Source organism: Bradyrhizobium sp. AUGA SZCCT0176, assembly GCF_018130145.1.
Classification (GTDB): domain Bacteria; phylum Pseudomonadota; class Alphaproteobacteria; order Rhizobiales; family Xanthobacteraceae; genus Bradyrhizobium.
On record NZ_JAFCMB010000013.1, the window covers coordinates 74,532 to 95,409 of the forward strand.

At 62.8% G+C, this 20,878-nt stretch carries 22 protein-coding genes; 11 read left to right on the top strand and 11 right to left on the bottom strand.

What is annotated here, in order from left to right; genetic code table 11:
• The first annotated feature begins 225 nt into the window (after positions 1-225).
• Positions 226-501 carry a hypothetical protein gene (locus JQ600_RS25810; protein WP_212389817.1) on the top strand — a complete coding sequence of 92 codons (276 nt, stop codon included), beginning with the start codon at positions 226-228 and terminating at the stop codon, positions 499-501.
• Between the two features lie 232 nt (positions 502-733).
• On the opposite strand, the gene JQ600_RS25815 is transcribed toward JQ600_RS25810, so the two are convergent.
• Complete coding sequence (locus JQ600_RS25815; protein WP_212389865.1) at positions 734-1,957, bottom strand: lytic murein transglycosylase; 1,224 nt, start codon at positions 1,955-1,957, stop codon at positions 734-736.
• 101 nt (positions 1,958-2,058) lie between these two features.
• On the opposite strand from JQ600_RS25815, the gene JQ600_RS25820 reads away from it, so the two are divergent.
• A complete protein-coding gene (locus JQ600_RS25820; RefSeq protein ID WP_212389818.1) occupies positions 2,059-2,514 on the top strand; it encodes a hypothetical protein in 456 nt (151 codons plus the stop codon).
• Positions 2,515-2,543: 29 nt separating this feature from the next.
• Here the strand turns inward: JQ600_RS25820 and JQ600_RS25825 are convergent, their stop codons facing one another.
• Both JQ600_RS25825 and ettA read right to left on the bottom strand, forming a co-directional pair.
• Positions 2,544-3,137 (bottom strand): TIGR00645 family protein, encoded by a 594-nt coding sequence (locus tag JQ600_RS25825; RefSeq protein WP_192740043.1) that lies wholly within the window; start codon positions 3,135-3,137, stop codon positions 2,544-2,546.
• 157 nt (positions 3,138-3,294) lie between these two features.
• The gene (ettA, locus tag JQ600_RS25830) at positions 3,295-4,944 is read right to left on the bottom strand and encodes an energy-dependent translational throttle protein EttA (RefSeq protein WP_212389819.1); all 1,650 of its coding nucleotides are present in this window, start codon (positions 4,942-4,944) and stop codon (positions 3,295-3,297) included.
• 262 nt (positions 4,945-5,206) lie between these two features.
• Between ettA and JQ600_RS25835 the strand changes: the two genes are divergently transcribed.
• The 3 genes from JQ600_RS25835 to JQ600_RS25845 all read left to right on the top strand — a co-directional run bounded on the left by JQ600_RS25835 (position 5,207) and on the right by JQ600_RS25845 (position 6,838).
• A complete protein-coding gene (locus tag JQ600_RS25835; RefSeq protein WP_212266804.1) occupies positions 5,207-5,395 on the top strand; it encodes a hypothetical protein in 189 nt (62 codons plus the stop codon).
• Positions 5,396-5,496: 101 nt separating this feature from the next.
• Complete coding sequence (locus tag JQ600_RS25840) at positions 5,497-5,784, top strand: hypothetical protein (RefSeq protein ID WP_212490149.1); 288 nt, start codon at positions 5,497-5,499, stop codon at positions 5,782-5,784.
• A 94-nt stretch (positions 5,785-5,878) separates the two neighbouring features.
• Positions 5,879-6,838: a D-2-hydroxyacid dehydrogenase family protein gene (locus JQ600_RS25845; RefSeq protein ID WP_212389820.1), complete on the top strand. Its 960-nt coding sequence runs from the start codon at positions 5,879-5,881 to the stop codon at positions 6,836-6,838.
• A 15-nt stretch (positions 6,839-6,853) separates the two neighbouring features.
• Here JQ600_RS25845 and JQ600_RS25850 read toward each other — a convergent pair whose 3' ends face one another.
• Together JQ600_RS25850 and JQ600_RS25855 are read right to left on the bottom strand one after the other, a co-directional pair.
• Positions 6,854-7,819, bottom strand: a complete 966-nt coding sequence (locus tag JQ600_RS25850) for an NAD(P)-dependent oxidoreductase (RefSeq protein ID WP_212389821.1) — start codon at positions 7,817-7,819, stop codon at positions 6,854-6,856.
• 297 nt (positions 7,820-8,116) lie between these two features.
• Positions 8,117-9,331 (bottom strand): L,D-transpeptidase, encoded by a 1,215-nt coding sequence (locus tag JQ600_RS25855; protein ID WP_212389822.1) that lies wholly within the window; start codon positions 9,329-9,331, stop codon positions 8,117-8,119.
• Positions 9,332-9,769: 438 nt separating this feature from the next.
• Here JQ600_RS25855 and JQ600_RS25860 point away from each other — a divergent pair, with 438 nt between their 5' ends.
• Entirely contained in the window at positions 9,770-10,573 is an 804-nt protein-coding gene (locus JQ600_RS25860) for a hypothetical protein (RefSeq protein ID WP_212266814.1), read from the top strand.
• Between the two features lie 15 nt (positions 10,574-10,588).
• Here JQ600_RS25860 and sseA read toward each other — a convergent pair whose 3' ends face one another.
• The 3 genes from sseA to JQ600_RS25875 all read right to left on the bottom strand — a co-directional run bounded on the left by sseA (position 10,589) and on the right by JQ600_RS25875 (position 13,300).
• Positions 10,589-11,446 carry a 3-mercaptopyruvate sulfurtransferase gene (gene sseA, locus JQ600_RS25865; RefSeq protein ID WP_212389823.1) on the bottom strand — a complete coding sequence of 286 codons (858 nt, stop codon included), beginning with the start codon at positions 11,444-11,446 and terminating at the stop codon, positions 10,589-10,591.
• Between the two features lie 134 nt (positions 11,447-11,580).
• Positions 11,581-11,994: a rhodanese-like domain-containing protein gene (locus JQ600_RS25870; protein ID WP_212389824.1), complete on the bottom strand. Its 414-nt coding sequence runs from the start codon at positions 11,992-11,994 to the stop codon at positions 11,581-11,583.
• Between the two features lie 130 nt (positions 11,995-12,124).
• A complete protein-coding gene (locus JQ600_RS25875; RefSeq protein WP_192740051.1) occupies positions 12,125-13,300 on the bottom strand; it encodes a VWA domain-containing protein in 1,176 nt (391 codons plus the stop codon).
• 148 nt (positions 13,301-13,448) lie between these two features.
• Here JQ600_RS25875 and JQ600_RS25880 point away from each other — a divergent pair, with 148 nt between their 5' ends.
• From JQ600_RS25880 to JQ600_RS25890, 3 genes are all read left to right on the top strand, one after another.
• Positions 13,449-13,691 carry a GlsB/YeaQ/YmgE family stress response membrane protein gene (locus tag JQ600_RS25880; RefSeq protein ID WP_212033892.1) on the top strand — a complete coding sequence of 81 codons (243 nt, stop codon included), beginning with the start codon at positions 13,449-13,451 and terminating at the stop codon, positions 13,689-13,691.
• Between the two features lie 98 nt (positions 13,692-13,789).
• Complete coding sequence (locus tag JQ600_RS25885) at positions 13,790-14,632, top strand: MoxR family ATPase (RefSeq protein ID WP_211997282.1); 843 nt, start codon at positions 13,790-13,792, stop codon at positions 14,630-14,632.
• Between the two features lie 83 nt (positions 14,633-14,715).
• Positions 14,716-16,221 (top strand): NAD(P)/FAD-dependent oxidoreductase, encoded by a 1,506-nt coding sequence (locus JQ600_RS25890; RefSeq protein WP_212389825.1) that lies wholly within the window; start codon positions 14,716-14,718, stop codon positions 16,219-16,221.
• Between the two features lie 44 nt (positions 16,222-16,265).
• On the opposite strand, the gene JQ600_RS25895 is transcribed toward JQ600_RS25890, so the two are convergent.
• From JQ600_RS25895 to JQ600_RS25905, 3 genes are read right to left on the bottom strand one after another with little or no spacing between them, the layout of a single operon-like run.
• Positions 16,266-17,282: a methyltransferase gene (locus tag JQ600_RS25895; RefSeq protein ID WP_212490150.1), complete on the bottom strand. Its 1,017-nt coding sequence runs from the start codon at positions 17,280-17,282 to the stop codon at positions 16,266-16,268.
• A 21-nt stretch (positions 17,283-17,303) separates the two neighbouring features.
• A complete protein-coding gene (locus JQ600_RS25900; RefSeq protein ID WP_249136096.1) occupies positions 17,304-18,347 on the bottom strand; it encodes a tripartite tricarboxylate transporter substrate binding protein in 1,044 nt (347 codons plus the stop codon).
• Between the two features lie 22 nt (positions 18,348-18,369).
• Positions 18,370-18,888, bottom strand: a complete 519-nt coding sequence (locus JQ600_RS25905) for a MarR family winged helix-turn-helix transcriptional regulator (protein WP_212266827.1) — start codon at positions 18,886-18,888, stop codon at positions 18,370-18,372.
• A 176-nt stretch (positions 18,889-19,064) separates the two neighbouring features.
• Here JQ600_RS25905 and JQ600_RS25910 point away from each other — a divergent pair, with 176 nt between their 5' ends.
• A complete protein-coding gene (locus tag JQ600_RS25910) occupies positions 19,065-20,117 on the top strand; it encodes an aromatic ring-hydroxylating dioxygenase subunit alpha (RefSeq protein WP_212266829.1) in 1,053 nt (350 codons plus the stop codon).
• Between the two features lie 4 nt (positions 20,118-20,121).
• Positions 20,122-20,874 carry a GntR family transcriptional regulator gene (locus JQ600_RS25915; RefSeq protein WP_212389827.1) on the top strand — a complete coding sequence of 251 codons (753 nt, stop codon included), beginning with the start codon at positions 20,122-20,124 and terminating at the stop codon, positions 20,872-20,874.
• Positions 20,875-20,878: the final 4 nt, after the last annotated feature.

The following is a 20,878-nucleotide window of genomic DNA, read 5'->3' on the forward strand; positions in this document are numbered from 1 at the left end:
CTTCATTAAATCGCACGCAAAGTCCCGGAAACCCGATGGGTTGTCCGGGACTTTGCCCTTCCATGGCCAGAAAAAACCGCTTTTTTCGGCCATCAAGCCCGCACGTTTACTTTCGGTTGACCGTTGTGCGCTCTTTTCGAAGCGGCCAATTCGAGTACGGCGTGTTTGCCTAACCCTAAACCCGGCGTCGGCTGATCAGGCGCCACCTCCAGGAGAGTCCCCAACATGAAGAAGACATTTGCTGCCTTCGTCGCGGCCGCAACGATTGCCGGTTCGCTCGCTGCGGCACCCGCACCCGCGAACGCTCAGCGCGGCGTGGCAGCTGGCGTGGTCGGCGGCCTGATCGGCGGCGCGATCATCGGTGGCGCCATCGCCTCCAGCCGCCCGGCTTACGGCGGACGGGTCTATGTGGAAGACGCGCCCCCGGCCTGCCGCCTGGTTCGCGAGCGCTTCTGGGACGGCTACGGCTGGGCCTACCGCCGCGTCGAAGTCTGCCACTGATCTGACCGACCGGCGCGTCTAACGCGCCTTGCGAGTTCAAGCCCGGCCGGGATCCTCGGCCGGGCTTTTTCGTTCGCGCTGATGTCTTTTGCCTGCGGCACAGCTTCCGTAGCCCAGGATGAGCGCAGCGATATCCGGGAACAAGGCGCGCACCGACCCGGATGTCGCGGAGTTTATCATCGGGCGCGCATTCGCGCGACCCGTTGGCTCATCCGGGCTACGATCAACCAAGTCAGCGCGACGAACTAATCGAACGCAGCACCGCTTCGCTCGGCCAGCAATCGACCTTCAATCCGGCGGACTTCTGATACGCCCCCAGCGCCGCGCGGGTCTGCATGCCGGCCTTGCCGTCGAGCTTGTCCTTGTAGAGGCCGATCCGCGTCAGATGCCGCTGCATGGCTTCGACGTCCTTGCTGCGCAATTGCGTCGAAGCCGACCATGGCGTCGCGAACGGCAGCGGGTTCGACATGCGATCGGCGAGATGGCCGACGAACAGCACGTACAAATCAGAAAAGTTATATTCCTTGATCACGAAGTAGTTCTTCGTGGTCAGGAACGCCGGACCATAGATGCCTTCGGGCTGCAGCAGCGAGGCTGGCTGGGCCTGCTCGGCCGCACTCAACTTCGCGCCGCGCACCGGCACGAAGCCCGCGCGCAGCCATTCGCCGATAGGCTTCGTCACCTCGGGCACGCCCATGGTGCAGTCAACATTATCAGGCGCGCGCACTTCATAGGCCCAGCGCAAACCCGGCTGCCAGCCCTTGTTGACAAGCTGCTGGGCAGCGGAGGCGAGTGCATCCGGCACCGAATTCCAGATGTCGATGCGGCCATCGCCATCGAAATCGACACCATGCTTGTAATATTCGCCCGGCAGGAATTGCGTCAGGCCGGTGGCGCCGGCCCAGGACGAGCGCATGTCCTTGCGCGTCACCGCGCCCTCGCCGAGGATCTTCAGCGCCAGAATGAATTCGCCGCGGTACTGATCCTTGCGCCGGCCGACATAGGCCTGCGTCGCCACCACGCGCACGGTGTCGTAAGGCAATCGATACCGGCCGTAATCGGTTTCGCGGCCCCAGATCGCGAGCACGACCGTCGCGGGCACGCCGAAGCGGCTCTCGATCTGACTGAGCGCTGCGCGATGCTTTGCCATCAGCTTCTGTCCCTCCGCCGCCAGCCGCGCGATCGAGGCCTCCTTCACATAATCGGCTGGCACCTGCACGAACTCGGCCTGCGACGGCGCGCCGGTGGCGGGCCGTCCCGGCAGGATCAGGTCGGGCAATTTGTAATCCGGCTCGAGGCCGCGGGTCTCGGCGTCAAACGTCGCCCGCGACACGCCGGCGGCCTGCGCCTCCGGCCACAGCGAGGCAATGAACTGCGTGAAGCCGGCATCGGCGGCAAGGGCGGGTTGTGAGCCGAACAGGGCGACCCATAACAGAATTCCCGCTCGCCCAATCATAGTTGCATATTGCACGCGCGCACCTGTTCCATGACGCTCGGTAATCTACCAGACTGAGTCGTTCGGCTCAGTGATTTTAACCAGCCGGGACCATCCACGCGATGTTCTTCCCAAAGATCAATGTGAAGAATGACCCGGCCAAGCACTGGCACAGGCCCGATCGGCACTTCTTCGCCAATGGCGCCTGTCAGGTGCTGGCCTTCGCTTTTCTGGAACGATACCCGGACCTGGGCTTCCACGCCCGCTGGATCAAACCCACGGCCGGGTTCACCGGCAACCACATCTATGTGACGGATGGCATCAACGCCTTCGACTATCACGGCCTCACGACGGAACAGCGCCTGCTCGCCTTCGGTTTCAAACGCGGCCGCCGGTTTTTTCCCGGCTGGGACGCAAGCCTGGTGGACTTGCCAGCCGCCATTCTGGTTTCGGAACAGCGCTCGCGGCAAATCGAGGGGCTCTGGCTGCGAGAACCAAAGCAGTTCCTCCATGATGCTCTGCCTCGAGCACGCAATTTCCTCGACAGATTCGGCGATATCAAACGCCGGCTGAAGTGACGTCCACCGCTTGCCGAAGGCGATCGCCGTCAATGCGTGGCGGCGGCGTGTTTGGCGTTTTCGGCGGAATCATTCGACAGCTTGTCGACATAGGCAATGCCGATCGCGGACAGAATGAAAACCGTATGGATGATGGTCTGCCACATCACGCCGGTTTCGGTGTAGGAGCCCTTGCCCGAAGCGAGATTCCCGGCCTCGATGAAGGTGCGCAAGAGATGGATCGACGAGATGCCGATGATGGCCATCGCGAGCTTGATCTTGAGCACGCTGGCGTTGACGTGGCTGAGCCATTCCGGCTGGTCGGGATGTCCTTGCAGATTGAGACGGGAGACGAACGTCTCGTAGCCGCCGACGATGACCATCACCAGGAGGTTCGAAATCATCACCACGTCGATCAGGCCCAGCACCGCCAGCATGATCTGCTGCTCGCTGAAATCGAAGGCGTGGGCGAACAGGTGCCACAGCTCTTTCAGAAACAGCACGACATAGACGCCCTGCGCGACGATCAGGCCGATATAAAGCGGCAATTGCAGCCAGCGGGAGCTGAAGATCAGGAACGGGATCGGACGCAATGCCTTCCTCTCAGCTGGGGGCGGCAACGGCGTTTCCGGCGTCATGGACATGGTCGGGGGTCTCTCTGTGCGGGACTTAGGTGGGGCAATCGCGGCCAATCTAATAGCCGGATATGGCACCCTCCGGACGGGCGGAATTGAGCGGCCATTTGGCGCAGGCGGAGTAGCGCCTGCGACACGGCTTCGTCATCTCGGCGCGAACCACAACTCAGCGCGTCAGCTTCTTGTACTTCACGCGATGCGGGATGATGGAGTCCTGGCCGAGCCGGCGCATCTTGTCCTTCTCGTAATCCTGGAAATTGCCTTCGAACCATTCGACATGGCTTTCCCCTTCGAAGGCCAGGATGTGGGTGGCGATGCGGTCGAGGAACCAGCGGTCATGGCTGATGATGACGGCGCAGCCGGCGAAGTTCTCCAGCGCCTCTTCCAACGCGCGCAGCGTGTCGACGTCGAGATCGTTGGTCGGTTCGTCGAGCAGCAGCAGGTTGGCGCCGGACTTGAGCATCTTGGCCAGATGCACGCGGTTGCGCTCGCCGCCCGACAGCGCGCCGACCTTCTTCTGCTGGTCGGCGCCCTTGAAGTTGAACGACGAACAATAGCCGCGTGAGTTGACCTCACGCTTGCCGAGCAGGATCAGTTCGTTGCCGCCCGAAATTTCCTCCCACACGTTCTTCTTGCCGTCGAGATCGTCGCGCGACTGGTCGACGTAACCGAGATGCACGCTTTCACCGACGGTGATCGTGCCCTTGTCCGGCGTCTCCTGCTGGGTGATCATCCGGAACAGCGTGGTCTTGCCGGCGCCGTTGGCGCCGATCACGCCGACGATGCCGCCCGGCGGCAGCTTGAAGGTGAGGTCGTCGATCAGCATGCGGTCGCCAAAGCCCTTGCTGAGGCCTTCGAAGTCGACGACGTTCTGGCCGAGCCGCTCGGCCACCGGAATCGTGATCTGCGCGGTCTGGGTCTGCTTCTCGCTGGCCTGCTTCAGCAGGTCCTCGTAGCGCTGGTAGCGCGCCTTGGACTTGGCCTGGCGCGCCTTGGGCGACGACGCAATCCACTCCTGCTCGCGCTCAAGCGTCTTCTGGTGCGCGGCGTCCTCGCGGCCTTCCTGCAAGAGGCGCTTCTGCTTCTGCACCAGCCAGGACGAATAATTGCCCTCGTAGGGAATGCCCTTGCCGCGATCGAGCTCGAGGATCCAGCTCGTGACGTTGTCGAGGAAGTAGCGGTCATGGGTCACGATCAGGATCGCGCCGGGATAGTTGCGCAAATGGCCTTCCAGCCACGACACTGACTCGGCGTCGAGATGGTTGGTCGGTTCGTCGAGCAGCAGCAGCTCCGGCTGGTCGAGCAGCAGCTTGCACAACGCCACGCGGCGGCGCTCACCGCCCGACAGCTTGGTGACGTCGGCATCGTCGGGCGGGCAGCGCAACGCGTCCATCGCCTGGTCGACCTTGCTGTCGAGATCCCACAGGCCGGCGGCCTCGATCTCGTCCTGCAGCTTGGTCATCTCGTCGGCGGTCTCTTCCGAGTAATTCATCGCCAGTTCGTTGTAGCGATCGAGGATCGCCTTCTGCTTGGCGACGCCCAGCATAACGTTCTCGCGGACCGTCTTGGTCTCATCGAGATGCGGCTCCTGCTCGAGGTAGCCGACCCGGGCGCCCTCGGCGACCCAGGCCTCGCCGTTATATTCCTTGTCGAGGCCGGCCATGATCCGCAGCAAGGTCGATTTGCCGGAGCCGTTGACGCCGAGCACGCCGATCTTGGCGTCCGGGTAGAACGACAGATGGACGTTATCGAGCACCTTGCGGGTCGGGTAGCTCTTGGTCAGACCCTGCATGAAATAGACGAACTGGCGAGCCATCGCGATCCCTTGAAACCAGAGGATTTATGGAAATTTGCTGCCGCTGATGTAGCGGCGCGGCCCCCAAAGGGCAACCGCGGGAACGCGTTTTCTGTTCGTTCACCACGGATGAATACGGGATGGTCACCATGTGCGGGCATGTGTGCGCCGGATCACGACAATTGAAACCAACTTTTAATAAATCAGGCCAAAAGTCGTTCAAGACGCCGAAAAACGGCGTCTCCGCGGCGAAACCGCGAATGGCAAACCAGAGACCCTCGTCATGGCGACGACCAGTTCGGCATCCCTTTCCACCCCGGCGCACGGCCACGGCCTTGCCAAGCCGCTCGCCGAACTCCGCAACTTCTGGCGCCAGTTCGTTGCCAAGGCCTTCAACCCCTACCGTCCGGAACTGCACTATATGCGCGGCCCCGGCCCGGCCTGGCGCGCCAAGCAGGCTCGCCGCGATTAAGCGACTTTCAAGCAAGTCCCCAAACGGCGCGTGACGCCCGGTAATCCCGGCTGTTAGCGTATCATGCAACCTTGCATTGTCGCAGACCGCGAGCAAAATCGATGAACGGCTTGCTCTATGTCCTGGCCGGCGGCTGTCTTGCCGGTGTGATCGCGCTCGCATTCTTCCAGAAGCAGGATATTGGAAAAATCGGCTCAACGGATGTTTTCGTCACCCTCTTGTTCCTTTCGGCCCTGGCCGGCGCAGCTTGCATTCTGACGTACTCGCGCTGGGGCCGGAAGTTGAGGTCGCGGATCGAGCAGAAACATGCTGACGCGGACGACCGGGTACGCACCAACGCCCGCACAAAAGGTGAGGTGCGAAAGCCAGATTCTTGGCCCCTGACGTGAGACATCAGCCGCTTGCGTTCGACCACAAAGCGCGCAAGCATGGCTGATCCTGGGCGGCCCTCGAGCCGCCATCTCTCAACGTATGGACTTTCCAATGACGCGGCTGCGCTGTGCAATCCTCGACGACTATCTCGATGTGGCCTTGAAGGTCGCGGACTGGTCCCAAATCGCCGACCGGGTCGATGTCACCGTCTTCAACCAGCCGTTTGCGAACGCGGAAACCGCGGCCAGTGCGCTGAAGGATTTCGAGATCATCTGCGCGATGCGCGAGCGCACGCCGTTTCCACGCACGATGTTTGCGGCGCTGCCGAAGCTGAAACTGCTGATCACCTCGGGCATGCGCAATGCCGCCATCGACATGGAAGCCGCCAAGGACCACGGCGTGGTGCTGTGCGGCACCCAATGGGGCCGCGATCCCACCGCGCCCCTGACGATGGGCCTGATCCTGGAATTGACCCGCAATATCGGCCGCGAGAATGCGCGCATGCATGCCGGCGAGCCCCTGCAGAAATTCGTCGGCATGGAGATCGAGGGCCGCACCCTGGGCGTGATCGGCCTCGGCAAGCTCGGCACCAAGGTCTCAAAGCTGGCGCAGGCCTTCGGCATGAACGTGATCGCCTGGAGCCCGAACCTGACGCCCGAGAAGTGCGCGGAAGCCGGCGTCGGCTACGCCTCCAAGGAGGAACTGTTCGCGACATCAGACATCGTCACTATCCATGTCGTGCTGGGCCCGCGCTCACGCGGGCTGGTCGGACGTGAGGACCTCGCCCGCATGAAACCGACCGCCTACCTCGTCAACACGGCGCGAGGGCCGATCGTCGATGAAGGCGCTTTGCTGGAAGCACTGACGCAGAACAAGATCGCGGGCGCCGGCATCGACGTGTTCTCGGTCGAGCCGCTGCCGGTCGAGCATCCCTTCCGCAAGCTCGACAACCTCGTGCTGACGCCGCATCTCGGCTACGTCACCGAGGACAGCTTTCGCAACCACTATCGCCAGATGGTCGAAGGCATCGACGCCTGGTTCAAGGGCGAGGCGCTGCGGAAGCTGGCCTGAGGACGCGAGCCTCAGTCACGCCGCAGTCCTCTCCGCCACCTGCCTCGCGACCATTGCAAATCCGTTACGCCAGGATGAATAGGCCGGCCGCCAGCCCAGCTCCTGCCTCGCCTTGGCGTTCGACCCTGCCCGCACCTCGGTCATCATCGAGACCATGTGCTCACCCGCCAGCAGCCGGCCGAGCCAGGCCGGTACGTGAAATGGCGGCTTGGCACCGAGAATGCCTGATAGCGCCGGGAGCCAATCCCTGACTTGCGCCGGTTCGTCGTCGACGATGTTGTAGATGCTGCCGGGCCTGCCATGCTCAATAGCGGCAACGGTTGCGGAGGCCGCGTCCTCGACATGCACGAACGACCACCAGCCGCCGCCGTCGCCGATCAGCGGCACGCGGCGATGGCGCAGCTGGCCGATCATGGCTGACGACAGCATGCCGGTATCGGGTCCGTAGAACGATCCGTAGCGCAGCACGATGCCTTCGGGCGCGGCCGACGCGGTCACGGCACGCTCCAGATGCTGGATCGCTTCGAGTGTGGGGCGCAATTCCTGCGGCGGATCGGGATCGAGTTCGTCGGCTTCGGTTTTGACCGGCCCGCCACCGCTGCCATAGGTCCAGCCGCAGAAACTCTGGGCGATGAAACGTTTCGCGCCGGCATCGCGCGCGGCAATCAGCAGAAAATCGGTGCCGCGCGTCCGCAGCTGATTGGTGGTGGCGAAGGCGCGATCGAAACGGCGCAGATCCGTCACCGCGGCAAGATCGGTCATCTCGTCGATCACGACATCGGGCTTCGCTGACATCACGGCGGCATGAACGGCCGGTGCGTCGAGGCCGTCGGCCACGACTGGTTCAGCCCCCAGCCGTTTGACGGCATCGGCCTTCGCCGCCGTCCGCGTCATGCCGGTGACGGAGTGACCGGCCGCAACCAATGCAGGAACGAGTTCGCGGCCAACGGCGCCGGTGGCGCCCGCAACGAAAATTCGCATGCTGAGATCCTTCTGCTTGCCGCCCAGCTTCTGACGTCGGCGGCAAATAGTCGGAAGAAATGTGAATTCAAGTGGCAGCCGGACAAGGCGCGGCGCCGAAAGCTTGCGTACGACGCCGAACGACGCACAGCCGTCATTGCGAGCGAAGCGAAGCAATCCATGGTCCGGCAAAGCAAGTGTGGATTGCTTCGTCGCTTCGTTCCCTTGTGCAAACGCTTCGCGTTTGTCGCAGGCAATGACGAAAAAAAGGCCCGCGTTGCGGGCCTTTTTCAATAACGGTCGTGCAAACCTCTGACCCTAGCGCACCGTCACCGGCGCGGGCAGCGGGGGCACCACGGTCGGCTGCATGCCGGGAACCGGGGCGAGCTGCGCCTGAGCCGGCGCGCCCTGAGCACTTGCCGGCGGCAAGCCTTGAGCAGGGGCCAAGCCTTGGGCAGGCGCGGCCGAAGCGGTCGCAGTTCCGGGCGGCGGACCACCGGGCATCACGACGACGCGGGTGCCGACTTTGACGCGCTCGAACAGGTCGGACACGTCCTCGTTCAGCATGCCGATGCAACCCGACGAGACGAACTTGCCGATCGTCGACGGCTGGTTGGTGCCGTGGATGCGATAGACGGTCGAACCCAGATACATCGCGCGGGCACCCATCGGGTTGCCGGGGCCGCCGGCCATGAAGCGCGGCAGATAGGGCTGACGCTCGATCATCTCCGACGGCGGATGCCAATCCGGCCACTCGGCCTTGCGGCTGACCTTCTGCACGCCGGTCCAGGTGAAGCCATCGCGGCCGACGCGGACGCCGTAGCGGATCGCGCGGCCACCGCCGAGCACGTAATAGAGGTAGGTATTCGGCGTATCGACGACCAGCGTGCCGGCGGGCTCCTTGGTCGCGAACGAAACTTCCTGACGGCGCAGATGCGGCGGAAGCTGCACGGGCGCCGCTTCCGGCTGTTCTTCCGGTGGCAGTGCTGACAGCACCATCGGCCTGCCGTCAGCGCCAACAGCGGGCTGCTGCGGTTGCACGGCGCCGGTGACGGCGGGTCCGCCGCCGACGGCTTCCGGCGGACGCAAGCGGTCGTCGCTCGGATAGACCACGCCTGCAGCGGGAACACGGCCATCGCCGCGATCGGAGTAGATCACCGGGGGAGGACCGGCAGGACGGCCGTAACGCGGATCATCCGGCGAAAGGACGGGACCCGTGGGCATCGGCGGGCCGCGGTCGGAATACATCGGCCGGCCGTAGCGCGGGTCGTTCGGCGACAGCACCGGACCAGGCGGCAGCGCGGTCGAACTCCGGGCGTTCGGCGCCTCGTCGTCTTCGTCGTCCAAGGCATCGAAATCGGGCGTGCCGGGTCCGCGGCGCTGATCGATGCCATAACCACCGGGAACATACGGTCCCGGAGCTGCCGAATAGGTCGAGCCAGCGGGATAGCCCTGCTGTGCCTGGGCAAGCGAAATTCCTGCCGAGGCAGCAGCGACGGCAGCGCAGATCGTCAGAATACGGTTAATCATCATCGCTCTTGTATAGTCCCCAAGCCACACCGGACCGTTAACGGCAGATGACGGAAGATAGCGGCGCATTCAAGACAAATCCGTCAAATTCGGCCCAAATCGGTCATTTTGTGATGGGCCGTGAACGCTGCGGCAAAGATGCCGCACGGCGCGAAAAACATTGATTACCGGCGTAGAGCCTTTTCCGTTCCGATTGAATCGGAACGGGGCTCTAGATTCTTGATTTGACGCGTTTTCTTGACGCAAACCGGGTGCCCACTTCGCTGGAAAACGCTCTAGCGCCGCCATTGGCCGCCAATTTTGTAACAAACAGGTTAGAGACGTTGAGATACTCTCGAATCGGCCTGATTCGCGGTGCGAATCCAGCCGCTTCCCAGTGGTCACCGCGTTCCCTTGGCATCAACAGCCCTGCATATTCTTGGCAAGGCGGAACTCGCGTCCATGCTCCCCGGTTTTCGCTTTCTGTTCGCCGCGATCGTGCTGTCGATGTCGGTTCTGGTCTTTGGGCTCGGAGCGGCAGCACTGCTGCGTGCCTCGCACGAGCAATTTGCCAGCATTCCGTCGCGGCGGCCGCCGCCCGAACCCGTCTTTGTCAGGCAGAACGAACCGCCGATGCCGACGCTGGCCCTGCTGCGCGTCGAGCCCGATGTCGCGGAGAAGGTGCCTGACAATGTCGCGGCGACGATTATCGAGACCGTTACCCCTGCCGCACAAGCTCCGGAAGCGCCGCCGGCTGAACCGGAAAAGACTGCTGCGCTGAAACTGGACGAGCCCGTGAAGCTGAACGAGGTCGTGCCGGCCGAGACGGTGAAAGCGGAAATCCCGGCGACGGAAACAATACCGGCTGTTCAGGCCACGCCGGCCGAGGTGCCTGCCGCCGAAGCGCCTGCTGCCGAGACGCCTGCGGCCAATGAGCAAGTGAAGCTCGCGGCGATCGCGGAAACGCCGCCGCCGGCGACATCAGCCGTATCGACCGAGCCTGCGCCGGTGGCGGAAGCGCCCTCCCTGGAAGGCAACCTCGCCGCAATGAAGATCGCCACGCTGGGCGGTCCTGCCGTCGCTATCCAGGAAACGGCTTCGGTGAAACCGACGGCCGCGAAACCAGAGCGCAGCGTCAACCGGAAGCGGGCGCAGCGCGCCAAAGAGCGCCGGCGCATCATCGCGGCGCGACGCGCGCTGCAGGCGCGGCAGGTGGCTCAGCAAGCGGCCGACCCGTTTGCGCAACTAACCTCGCGCGGCAGATAATAAAACCCGCGCCGCTCAGGTGGGGCCGGTCGCAACCGGCGGCCCGTCCTGCTCACCCCATTCGGTCCATGAGCCGTCATATAGCGCACTGCCGCGGACGCCGAGGCGATAAAGCGCCAGCGTCAGCACCAGCGCGGAGACGCCGGAGCCGCAACTCGTCACGATCGGCGCGTCGAGCTTGACGCCGGCGCCGACAAACACGCCGCGCAACTCCTCGAGCGACTTCATCGCACCGGTCGAGGCGTCGAACAACTGGTTGTAGGGCACGCTGAGGCTGCCGGGAATATGCCCCGAACGCAGGCCCGGCCGCGGCTCGGGCACCTTGCCCTGGTAACGTTCGTTGGCGCGCGCATCGAGCACCTGCTCAGTGCGGCTGGTGAGATTGTCGACCATCTGCTGGATGTTGCGCGTGTACCGCGCATCGAAGGTCGCCTTGAACGTCGCCGGCTTCGGCGTGATCTCACCGCCCTCAACCTTGCGGCCTTCGGCACGCCACTTCTTCAGGCCGCCATTCAGGATCCGGACGTTCTGGTGTCCGAACGACAGGAACATCCACCACACGCGCGGTGCTGCGACCCATCCGCCGGAATCGTAGAGCACGACCGTATCGCCGTTGCCTATTCCAAGCCCGCCGACATCGCGGCCGAACTGCTCGGCGCTCGGAAACATGTGCGGCAGCGGATTGGAATGATCGGACACCGCATCGACGTCGAAGAAGACCGCGCCCGGAAGATGGGATGCGAGATAGTCGTCCTTCGGCAGCGGCAGGATGCCCGGCATCTTGAACGACGCGTCGATGATCTTGATTGTTGGGTCGTCGAAATGCTCGGCGAGCCAGTCGGTGGAGACAAGCGGATCGTCGGTGGAAGACATGCACGAAATCCCTATGGTGTTCGTCATGGCCGGGCTTGTCCCGGCCATCCACGCCTTTGGTGTTGCAACTACCGTAAGACGTGGATGCCCGGGTCAAGCCCGGGCATGACGGCGGTGGTTGTGGCTGACGACCTTCAGCCCTTCTTCTTCGGCTCCCACTTCTCGACCGGGCCGCCGGCGTCGCGCCAGGCGGCGAAACCGCCGGCCATGTGCGCGACCGGCTTCAGGCCCATGTCTTTCGCGGTCTTGGCCGCCAGCGCCGAACGCATGCCGCCGGCGCAGTGGAAGATGAATTTCTTGTCCTGCTGGAACACCGGCTTGGCGTATGGGCTTTCCGGATCGATCCAGAATTCCAGCATGCCGCGGGTGCAGGAGAACGCGCCGGGAATGCGGCCGTCGCGCTCGATCTCGCGGGGATCGCGGATATCGACGATGACCACGTCGTCGCTGGCAGCCGCCTTGATCGAATCCGCAGCACTCAGGGTTTCGATCTCGGCATTGGCTTCGTCGATCAGGGATTTGATACCGCGGTGGATGGTCTGGGGCATTGATTGCACCTTTGTTGTTATCCGACTGCTGTTGTTTGCTGCCGTCATTCCGGGGCGATGCGAAGCATCGAACCCGGAATCTCGAGGTTCCGGGTTCGCGCTACGCGCGCCCCGGAACGACGACATCCTTTTACCGCACCAATTCCTTCATCGCGCCTTCGAGGCCTTCGATCGTGATCGGGTACATCCGCTCCGAGAACAGCCGGCGAATGATGGTGGTGGATTCCGAATAGTCCCAGTGCTTCTTCGCCACCGGATTGAGCCACACCGCGTGCGGATAGGTGCGCGTGATGCGATCGAGCCAGACCGAGCCGGCCTCCTCGTTGACGTGCTCGACCGAGCCGCCGGGGACCATGATCTCGTAAGGCGACATCGAGGCGTCGCCGACGAACACCACCTTGTAGTCGTGCGGGTACTTATGCAGCACGTCCCAGGTCGGCGTGCGATCGGTGAAGCGCCGCTTGTTCTGCTTCCAGACGCCTTCATAGAGGCAGTTGTGGAAGTAGAAATATTCCATGTGCTTGAATTCGGTCTTCGCCGCCGAGAACAACTCCTCGACCTGCTCGATATGCGAATCCATCGACCCGCCGATATCGAAGAACACCAGCACCTTGACCGCGTTGCGCCGCTCGGGGCGCATATGCACGTCGAGATAGCCGTGATTGGCGGTCTCCTTGATCGTGGTGTCGAGGTCGAGTTCATCGGGCGCGCCGGTGCGGGCGAATTTGCGCAACCGCCGCAACGCGATCTTGATGTTGCGGATGCCAAGCTCGACGTTGCCGTCGAGATCCTTGAACTCGCGCTTGTCCCACACTTTCACGGCGCGGTTGTTGCGGTTCTTTTCCTGGCCGATCCGCACCCCTTCGGGATTGTAGCCGTGGGCGCCGAACGGCGAGGTGCCTGCCGTGCCGATCCACTTGCTGCCGCCCTGGTGGCGGCCCTTCTGTTCCTCAAGCCGCTTGCGAAGCGTCTCCATGAGCTTGTCCCAGCCCATCGCCTCGATCTGCTTCTTCTCTTCCTCGGTGAGGTATTTCTCCGCGAGCTTCTTCAGCCATTCGGCGGGAATGTCCGCCTTCTCCATGGCGTCGAGCAGGTTCTCCAGCCCCTTGAACACGGAGCCGAACACGCGGTCGAACTTGTCGAGGTTGCGTTCGTCCTTCACCAAAGCGGCGCGGGAGAGGTAATAGAAATTCTCCACCGTTTGATCGGCGAGGTCGGCGTCGAGCGCCTCCATCAGCGTCAAATATTCGCGCAGGGTCACCGGGACCTGTGCGTCGCGCAGCGATGTGAAGAATTGCAAGAACATGGAATACAGATTGCCCGCCGGGCCGCTGACGTCAAGGGCTGGCGGATTCCCGACGGGGAAGGCCAGCGCATACCAGACAGGCCTAGACCGGGAGGGTTTTTCCTCTAGAATTGAGCCATAAAGGGCTTATTCCGGCAGGGGAAATTCAATGGGGATCATAGCTGCGCTGATCATCGGCGCGATTGCGGGCTGGCTGGCCGGGAAGATCGTGCGGGGCGCAGGCTTCGGGCTGATCGGCAACATCGTGATCGGCATCATCGGCGCGCTTCTCGCGGGCTGGCTGTTGCCGCAACTGGGCGTCAACCTCGGCGGCGGCTGGATCCGCGAGATCATCAACGCCACCATCGGCGGCGTGATCATCCTGGTGATCCTCTCGCTGGTCAAACGCTGAGAGGCGCGCATCACCTCCAATCGCGACCGCCGAGCCGGCGGTCGTTTACTGTTCAGGCCGGAAACGGCGCAAGAACGAACAACAAGGCAAAGAGATAGATGAAATTTACCGGCACCAAGGACTACGTCGCCACCGAAGACCTCAAGGTCGCGGTCAACGCCTCGATCGTGCTCGAGCGCCCGCTGCTGATCAAGGGCGAGCCCGGTACCGGCAAGACCGTGCTGGCCGAGGAAGTCGCCAAGGCGCTCGGCGCGCCGCTGTTGACCTGGCACATCAAGTCCACCACCAAGGCGCAGCAGGGCCTTTACGAATACGACGCGGTATCGCGGCTGCGCGACAGCCAACTCGGCGACGCCAGGGTCTCCGACATCTCCAACTACATCAAGCGCGGCAAGCTGTGGGAAGCCTTCACCCATGACAAGCGCCCGGTGCTGCTGATCGACGAAATCGACAAGGCCGACATCGAATTCCCCAACGACCTCCTGCTCGAACTCGATCGCATGGAGTTCTTCGTCTACGAGACCGGCGAGAACATCAAGGCGAGCCTGCGCCCGATCGTGATGATCACCTCGAACAACGAGAAGGAATTGCCGGACGCGTTCCTGCGCCGCTGCTTCTTCCACTACATCAAGTTCCCCGACGCCGACACCATGGGCCGGATCGTCGACGTGCACTTCCCCAACATCAAGAAGCGCCTGGTCGAGGAAGCCTTGCGGATCTTCTTCGAGGTGCGCGAGGTGCCGGGGCTGAAGAAGAAGCCCTCGACGTCGGAGCTGCTCGACTGGCTCAAGCTGCTGCTCAACGAGGACATCACCCCGGAAATGCTGCGGGAGCGCGATCCGCGCAAGCTGATCCCGCCGCTGCACGGCGCGCTGCTGAAGAACGAGCAGGACGTGCATCTGTTCGAACGGCTGGCGTTCCTGAGCCGCCGCGAAGTGTAATCGGAAGACGACAACGCCAGAACCCGGGGTTCTGGCGTTGTGCTTTTGAAACGACAAAACCAACGACAAGAAGAACAGGGAAGATGAACGTTCAAACCCAGATTCACGCCGCCCCGCCGGGCCATACCGAGCATTTCGACGTCCTGATCGCGGGCGCCGGGATCTCCGGCGTCGGCGCGGCCTATCATCTCACCACGCAATGTCCGGGCACGAGTTTCGTTGCCCTCGAAACCCAGAAGACGTTCGGCGGCACCTGGAGCACGCACCGTTATCCGGGCATCCGCTCGGACAGCGACCTGCATACGTTCGGCTATCGCTTCAAGCCGTGGACCTCGGCGCCGATCGCAAGCGCGGCCGAGATCCTCAAATATATGGGCGACGTCATCGAAGAGAACGATCTCGCCCGCCATATCCGCTATCAGCACACCATCAATTCGGCGACCTGGTCGAGCGAACAGAACCTCTGGACCATCGAAGCCACTCGGAGCGACACCGGCGAAAAGCTGCGTTTCACCACGAATTTCTTCTGGATGTGCCAGGGCTATTACCGCCACACCGAAGGCTATACGCCGGAGTGGAAGGACATGGCCAAGTTCAAGGGCCAAATCGTCCATCCGCAGAAATGGCCCGAAGATCTCGACTACAAGAACAAGCGCGTCATCGTGATCGGCTCCGGCGCCACCGCCGCGACGTTGATCCCGGCGCTGGCCAATGACGTGGCGCATGTCACCATGCTGCAGCGTTCGCCGACCTATTTCCGCACCGGCCGCAACGCGATCGAAATCGCAGAGCAACTGCGGCAGTTGCAGGTCGACGAGAAGTGGATCCACGAAATCACGCGGCGCAAGATCCTGTTCGATCAGGACGCGTTCACCCGCAAGACGTTCGAGGAGCCGGAAGCGGCCAAGAAGGATCTGCTGTCGGCGGTGGAGGCCTATCTCGGCAAGGACTACGACATCGCTACCCACTTCACGCCAAAATACCGGCCGTGGCGGCAGCGCATCGCCTTCATTCCCGACGGCGACCTGTTCCAGGGCATCAAGTCGGGCAAGGCTTCGGTCGTCACCGACGAGATCGAGTGCTTCACCGAGAAGGGCATCCTGCTGAAGTCCGGCAAGGAGCTGGAAGCCGACATCATCGTCACCGCGACCGGCTTCAACCTCAGTGCAAACGGCGACATCGAATTCGCGGTCGATGGCAAGAAGCTCGATTTCGCCGATACCGTGACCTATCGCGGCATGATGTTCACCGGCGTACCCAATCTGGTCTGGGTGTTCGGCTATTTCCGCGCCAGCTGGACCTTGCGCGTCGACCTCGTCGCCGATTTCGTGTGCCGGCTGCTCAACCACATGAAGGACACCGGCGCGAAGAAAGTGGTGCCGCAGCTTCGGCCGGAAGACCACAACATGCCGCTGCTGCCCTGGATCGATCCGGAAAATTTCAATCCCGGCTACATGATGCGCGGCATGCACCTGTTGCCCAAGCGCGGCGACAAGCCGGAATGGCAGCACAACCAGGATTACTGGGCGGAGAAGGATGAATTCCCGGCCATCGACCTGAAGGACCACGTCTTTATCTACGGCTCCTGATGATGGGCGCCGAGTGACGGAGACATCCGTCACTCGGGCAGCTGTCAGTTGAGATGTGCCTCAATCACGTTGAAGCGGCCGGCCGGATAGATCGCGGCGAGGCGGAAGCCGGTTTGGGCAAGCAGTTCGGCATACTGCCGCTCGGTGCGCTCGAGCCCGCCCGGCCCGCGAAGCATGTTCAGATCACTCAGTGCGTGCGCCCTGTCCTCTTCCGTCGTCGTTGGCGATTCCGGCATCAGCCGTTCGACCAACAGCAATTTGCCGCCGCTCGGCAGCGCCTGGCGGCAGTTCCGCAAGATTGAAGTGCTGCGGACGTTATCCCAATCGTGGATCACGCTCTTGAGGATGATTGCGTCAATGGCCGGCGGCACGCGCTGAAAGAAATCACCGGCTACGAAATCCACGCGGTCACTCACATCGATGTGTCGAAGATGGCTGGTTGCAGCCTCCGCGCACCTCGGAAGGTCGAAGACAGTTCCGCGCAGCTGCCGGTTTTGCCGGGCGATGGCGCCGAGCAATTCGCCGGACCCGCCTCCCACATCCATCAGGTGGGACAATCCGCTGAAGTCGTAGCATCGCAGAATTTCCGGCGTGACCAGCCGCGTAAGGTCCGTCATCGCCGCGTTGAATTTGGCGACGCTGCCCGGCGTTTGCCCCATCAAATCAAAGCTGTTCTCAAGCCCCATAAGTTGAGCGGCGGTCTTGCCGGTCATTATCGTTTCGAGCAGGCCAGCCCAGGACTTTGTGAGCATCTCCGCTTCCAGGAAGGCCCACGCCTTGAACGATTGCTCGGATGCGCCGTCGAGGCAGGCCCCCACGTCAGTCAGTGCGTAGGAATTGTCGCTGGTCCGCGCGAACAGGCCGATGGTGGAAAGTGCGGTGAGCAGACGTCCGAGCGCCCGCTCGTCCGCGCCGGTCGCCGCTGCAAGCCTGCCCACCGTCTGCGGTCCGTCCCGCAGAAGCTCCGCCAGCCCCAGTTTCACCGCGACATGGATCACCGCAGTGATGCGGTGCGACTGTATCAAGTCGAGAAGCTTGAGGGCCGGGAGTTGTGACGACATCGCCTCTCTCCGATCGCGGGTTTATTGCGGGCTCCGGATATCAATCGATTTGGTGATTTCGCTCAACGCTGTTCGTTGCTTTTCGATCCCTTGTTTCAGCTCCTCGGTCGTTCCGTTGAGCACGTTATGCCCGCTTGCCTCCAGTTTGCGGCGAACATCGGCGTCCCGGCAGATCGCGGCGACATCAGCGGCAATTCGGTTTCTCAGCGCTTCGGACAGGGCCTTGCCACCAAAAATTCCTGCCATTCCAGCGATTTCAAGCTCGGGGTAACCGAGTTCGCGCACGGTCTTGATGTCGGGCAGCGTGGCTGCACGGCCTGGATTGGCGACGGCAAGAAAGCGCGCCTTTCCGGCCTGAACAGGCGAGGACGAGGCCGTCAATGAGGTCAGAAGCGCCTGTATCCGGCCCTCACCGAGGTCAGCCTGCGGCTGGGAGGCGTCTCGATAACTGACGAAATTCATCTTCAGATCGTGTTGTTTCAGGAATGCTGAAAATACAAATCGCGGCAGGGTCGGTCCGGACGCCCAGGCATATTTCTCGGGGCTGGTCCGCAGCGCCGCGATCAACTCCGGAATGCTGTTGACTGACAGCTGATTGCTGACCGCGAGCGTCAAAACGATCTCTGTGGTCGCCGCAATCGGCACCAGATCCTGGTTGACGTCGTATGGCAGCCGGTCGACGAGCAGTGGCGCCACCGTGATGGAGCCGGCCACCGTATACAACAACGCATGATCGTCCTGGTTTGCGACGAACGATCCGACGCCAATCGTACCTTCAGCGCCAGGCCGATCCTCAACCACGACTGGCTTGCCCCATTTTTTGCCTAGAGCATCGGCGAAGATTCGGGCAGCGGCATCATTGGCGCTTCCGGGCGGAAAGGTCACAATCAGCTTGACCTGCCGCTCGGGCCAATCCGCTCTTGCCGACATCGGCGCGATAAGCGCCGTGACACAAGCCGCAAGAACAGCGATCGCGCGCAGCCCTCGCGCCTTGCACCCGATGGATTTTCCTTGAGCTGAGCGATGAGCCGACGATGTTGAACCATGAGACACTTGCGAGAACATTGTCACGACTGCCTCCCATTCGTTACTGGCTTGGATTTACTGGCTTGGATTTGCGTTGCGGCTTTCGGCGACCGTTTCCGGGACGCGCGTAGGAATCATTCGCTTCAATGACGCGCACGAGCATGTCCAGCAACGCGCGCCGTTCATCTGGCGATAGCGGCGCCAGCAGGCGTTCCTGAGCGGCGAGCAAGTCGGGACTTAAGCGGCGGCGCAAGGCCGCGCCTCGCTCGGTCACGTAGAGCTTGCGCGCGCGCCGGTCATCGGGATCGATCTTCCGCTCGACGAGGCCCTTGCCCTCCAGTTCGTCGATCATCTGGCCAAAATTGACCACATCGACGCCCATGCGCTCGGCCACCTGTCTCTGGCCTCTCCCCGGCTGCTCCAGGACGGCCACGAGGACGCCGAAAATCATCGGCGTCAGATCGTCACCGCTCAGTATCTCGGCGGTGACACCAAGGCAGATTTGATTGAAGCGACGCGCCAAATGAGCCGGCACCCGGTGGGACGGCAATACTTCCGGAGAAGCGTGCGGCTCGGCCATGACCATCTCCAAAGGTAATAATTATTATTATAATAATTCTTACTGTATGTCAAACCGCCGAGAATTTAGATGTATGTATACTTTAAAGGTAATATAAAACCATAAACATTCGCAATTTGCCATCTATGGCACACTAATGTATACATAATGAACTCATTGTGCCATGGAGTGCAGCCATGCCGTCATCCTTCCCACTCAATGCCTGGTACGCCGCCGCCTGGGACGTCGATCTCAAGCACGCGCTGTTTCCCCGCACGATCTGCGGCAAGCATGTCGTGATGTACCGCCGCTCTGACGGCCAGGTGGCCGCGCTGGAAGACGCCTGCTGGCACCGGCTGGTGCCGCTGTCGAAAGGCCGGCTCGACGGCGACACCGTCGTCTGCGGCTATCACGGGCTGAAATACAACGCGCAGGGCCGCTGCACCTACATGCCCTCGCAGGAGACCATCAATCCTTCCGCCTGCGTGCGTTCCTATCCCGTGGTCGAGCGGCATCGCTTCGTCTGGCTCTGGATGGGCGACCCGGCGCTGGCCGATCCGGCGCTGGTGCCTGACATGCACTGGAACGACGATCCGGCCTGGGCCGGCGACGGCAAGACCATTCAAGTGAAATGCGACTACCGCCTCGTGGTCGACAATCTGATGGACCTCACCCACGAGACCTTCGTGCACGGCTCCAGCATCGGCAACGACCACGTCGCCGAGGCCCCCTTCGACGTCACCCATAGCGAGCGCACCGTGACGGTGACGCGCTGGATGCGCGGCATCGAGGCGCCGCCGTTCTGGGCCGCACAGCTCGGTAAGCCCGGCCCGGTCGACCGCTGGCAGATCATCCATTTCCAGGCGCCCGGCACCGTCAATATCGATGTCGGCGTGGCGCCAGCCGGCACCGGCGCGCCGGAGGGCGACCGCTCGCAGGGCGTCAACGGCTTCGTGCTCAACACCATGACGCCGGAGACCGACACCACCTGCCACTATTTCTGGGCCTTCGTCCGCAACCACCGCCTGACCGAACAGAAGCTGACCACCGAGATCCGCGATGGCGTCTCCAATATTTTTCGCGAGGACGAGATCATCCTCGAGGCACAGCAGCGCGCCATGGACGAGAACCCGGACCGCACCTTCTACAATCTCAACATCGACGCCGGCGCGATGTGGGCGCGGCGCGTGATCGATCGCATGGTGGCCCACGAGACATCGCCGCCGACCACCGCGCAAGCCGCGGAGTGAGGCCATGAGCGAACGCGATTCCGAACGCTCGATCTCGCAGACGGTGCGGGCCCAGCTCGCACTGCGCGACATGATCCTGTCCGGCCGATTGCGGCCGGGCGAGCGCATCAGCGAATTGCAGGCGGTCGAGATCACCAGCGTGTCGCGGACGCCGGTGCGGCTGGCGCTGGTCCGGCTCGAAGACGAAGGCCTGCTGCAGGCGATCCCCTCCGGCGGCTTCATGGTGAAGGCGTTCACCGAGCGCGACATTCTCGATTCAATCGAGCTGCGCGGCACGCTGGAAGGCCTCGCCGCCCGCTTCGCCGCCGAACGCGGCGCCAGCGCGCGCAGCCTTGAACCGCTGAAGGAGTGCCTCGCCGACCTCGATCAGCTGGTTCGCCAGGATCCGGTCTCGGTCGAAGCCTTTTCCGCCTATGTCACCATGAACGCGCGCTTTCACGCGCTGCTCACTGAACTATCCGCCAGCCCGCCGCTGATCCGGCAGATCGACCGCGTCTCGGCATTGCCGTTCGCGTCGCCGAGCGGCTTCGTGATGGCGCAGTCGGCGCTGCCGGAAGCGCACCAGATCCTGCTGATCGGCCAGGACCATCACCGCATCGTGGTGGACGCGATCGAGAACCGCGAGGGCGGGCGCGCCGAAGCCATCATGCGCGAGCATTCGCGGCTCGCCGCACGCAATCTGCGGCTGGCGCTGCGCAATCGCACGCATCTCGATTTGCTGCCCGCGCTCGCTCTGCTTCAATCCCCGGCCGTATAGGTTA

Bases quoted from the DNA above. Each gene is read 5' to 3' on its own strand.
- JQ600_RS25810 (WP_212389817.1), top strand. From the start codon at position 226: ATGAAGAAGACATTTGCTGCCTTCGTCGCGGCCGCAACGATTGCCGGT.
- JQ600_RS25815 (WP_212389865.1), bottom strand. From the start codon at position 1,957: ATGATTGGGCGAGCGGGAATTCTGTTATGGGTCGCCCTGTTCGGCTCA.
- JQ600_RS25820 (WP_212389818.1), top strand. From the start codon at position 2,059: ATGTTCTTCCCAAAGATCAATGTGAAGAATGACCCGGCCAAGCACTGG.
- JQ600_RS25825 (WP_192740043.1), bottom strand. From the start codon at position 3,137: ATGTCCATGACGCCGGAAACGCCGTTGCCGCCCCCAGCTGAGAGGAAG.
- ettA (WP_212389819.1), bottom strand. From the start codon at position 4,944: ATGGCTCGCCAGTTCGTCTATTTCATGCAGGGTCTGACCAAGAGCTAC.
- JQ600_RS25835 (WP_212266804.1), top strand. From the start codon at position 5,207: ATGGCGACGACCAGTTCGGCATCCCTTTCCACCCCGGCGCACGGCCAC.
- JQ600_RS25840 (WP_212490149.1), top strand. From the start codon at position 5,497: ATGAACGGCTTGCTCTATGTCCTGGCCGGCGGCTGTCTTGCCGGTGTG.
- JQ600_RS25845 (WP_212389820.1), top strand. From the start codon at position 5,879: ATGACGCGGCTGCGCTGTGCAATCCTCGACGACTATCTCGATGTGGCC.
- JQ600_RS25850 (WP_212389821.1), bottom strand. From the start codon at position 7,819: ATGCGAATTTTCGTTGCGGGCGCCACCGGCGCCGTTGGCCGCGAACTC.
- JQ600_RS25855 (WP_212389822.1), bottom strand. From the start codon at position 9,331: ATGATGATTAACCGTATTCTGACGATCTGCGCTGCCGTCGCTGCTGCC.
- JQ600_RS25860 (WP_212266814.1), top strand. From the start codon at position 9,770: ATGCTCCCCGGTTTTCGCTTTCTGTTCGCCGCGATCGTGCTGTCGATG.
- sseA (WP_212389823.1), bottom strand. From the start codon at position 11,446: ATGTCTTCCACCGACGATCCGCTTGTCTCCACCGACTGGCTCGCCGAG.
- JQ600_RS25870 (WP_212389824.1), bottom strand. From the start codon at position 11,994: ATGCCCCAGACCATCCACCGCGGTATCAAATCCCTGATCGACGAAGCC.
- JQ600_RS25875 (WP_192740051.1), bottom strand. From the start codon at position 13,300: ATGTTCTTGCAATTCTTCACATCGCTGCGCGACGCACAGGTCCCGGTG.
- JQ600_RS25880 (WP_212033892.1), top strand. From the start codon at position 13,449: ATGGGGATCATAGCTGCGCTGATCATCGGCGCGATTGCGGGCTGGCTG.
- JQ600_RS25885 (WP_211997282.1), top strand. From the start codon at position 13,790: ATGAAATTTACCGGCACCAAGGACTACGTCGCCACCGAAGACCTCAAG.
- JQ600_RS25890 (WP_212389825.1), top strand. From the start codon at position 14,716: ATGAACGTTCAAACCCAGATTCACGCCGCCCCGCCGGGCCATACCGAG.
- JQ600_RS25895 (WP_212490150.1), bottom strand. From the start codon at position 17,282: ATGTCGTCACAACTCCCGGCCCTCAAGCTTCTCGACTTGATACAGTCG.
- JQ600_RS25900 (WP_249136096.1), bottom strand. From the start codon at position 18,347: ATGTTCTCGCAAGTGTCTCATGGTTCAACATCGTCGGCTCATCGCTCA.
- JQ600_RS25905 (WP_212266827.1), bottom strand. From the start codon at position 18,888: ATGGCCGAGCCGCACGCTTCTCCGGAAGTATTGCCGTCCCACCGGGTG.
- JQ600_RS25910 (WP_212266829.1), top strand. From the start codon at position 19,065: ATGCCGTCATCCTTCCCACTCAATGCCTGGTACGCCGCCGCCTGGGAC.
- JQ600_RS25915 (WP_212389827.1), top strand. From the start codon at position 20,122: ATGAGCGAACGCGATTCCGAACGCTCGATCTCGCAGACGGTGCGGGCC.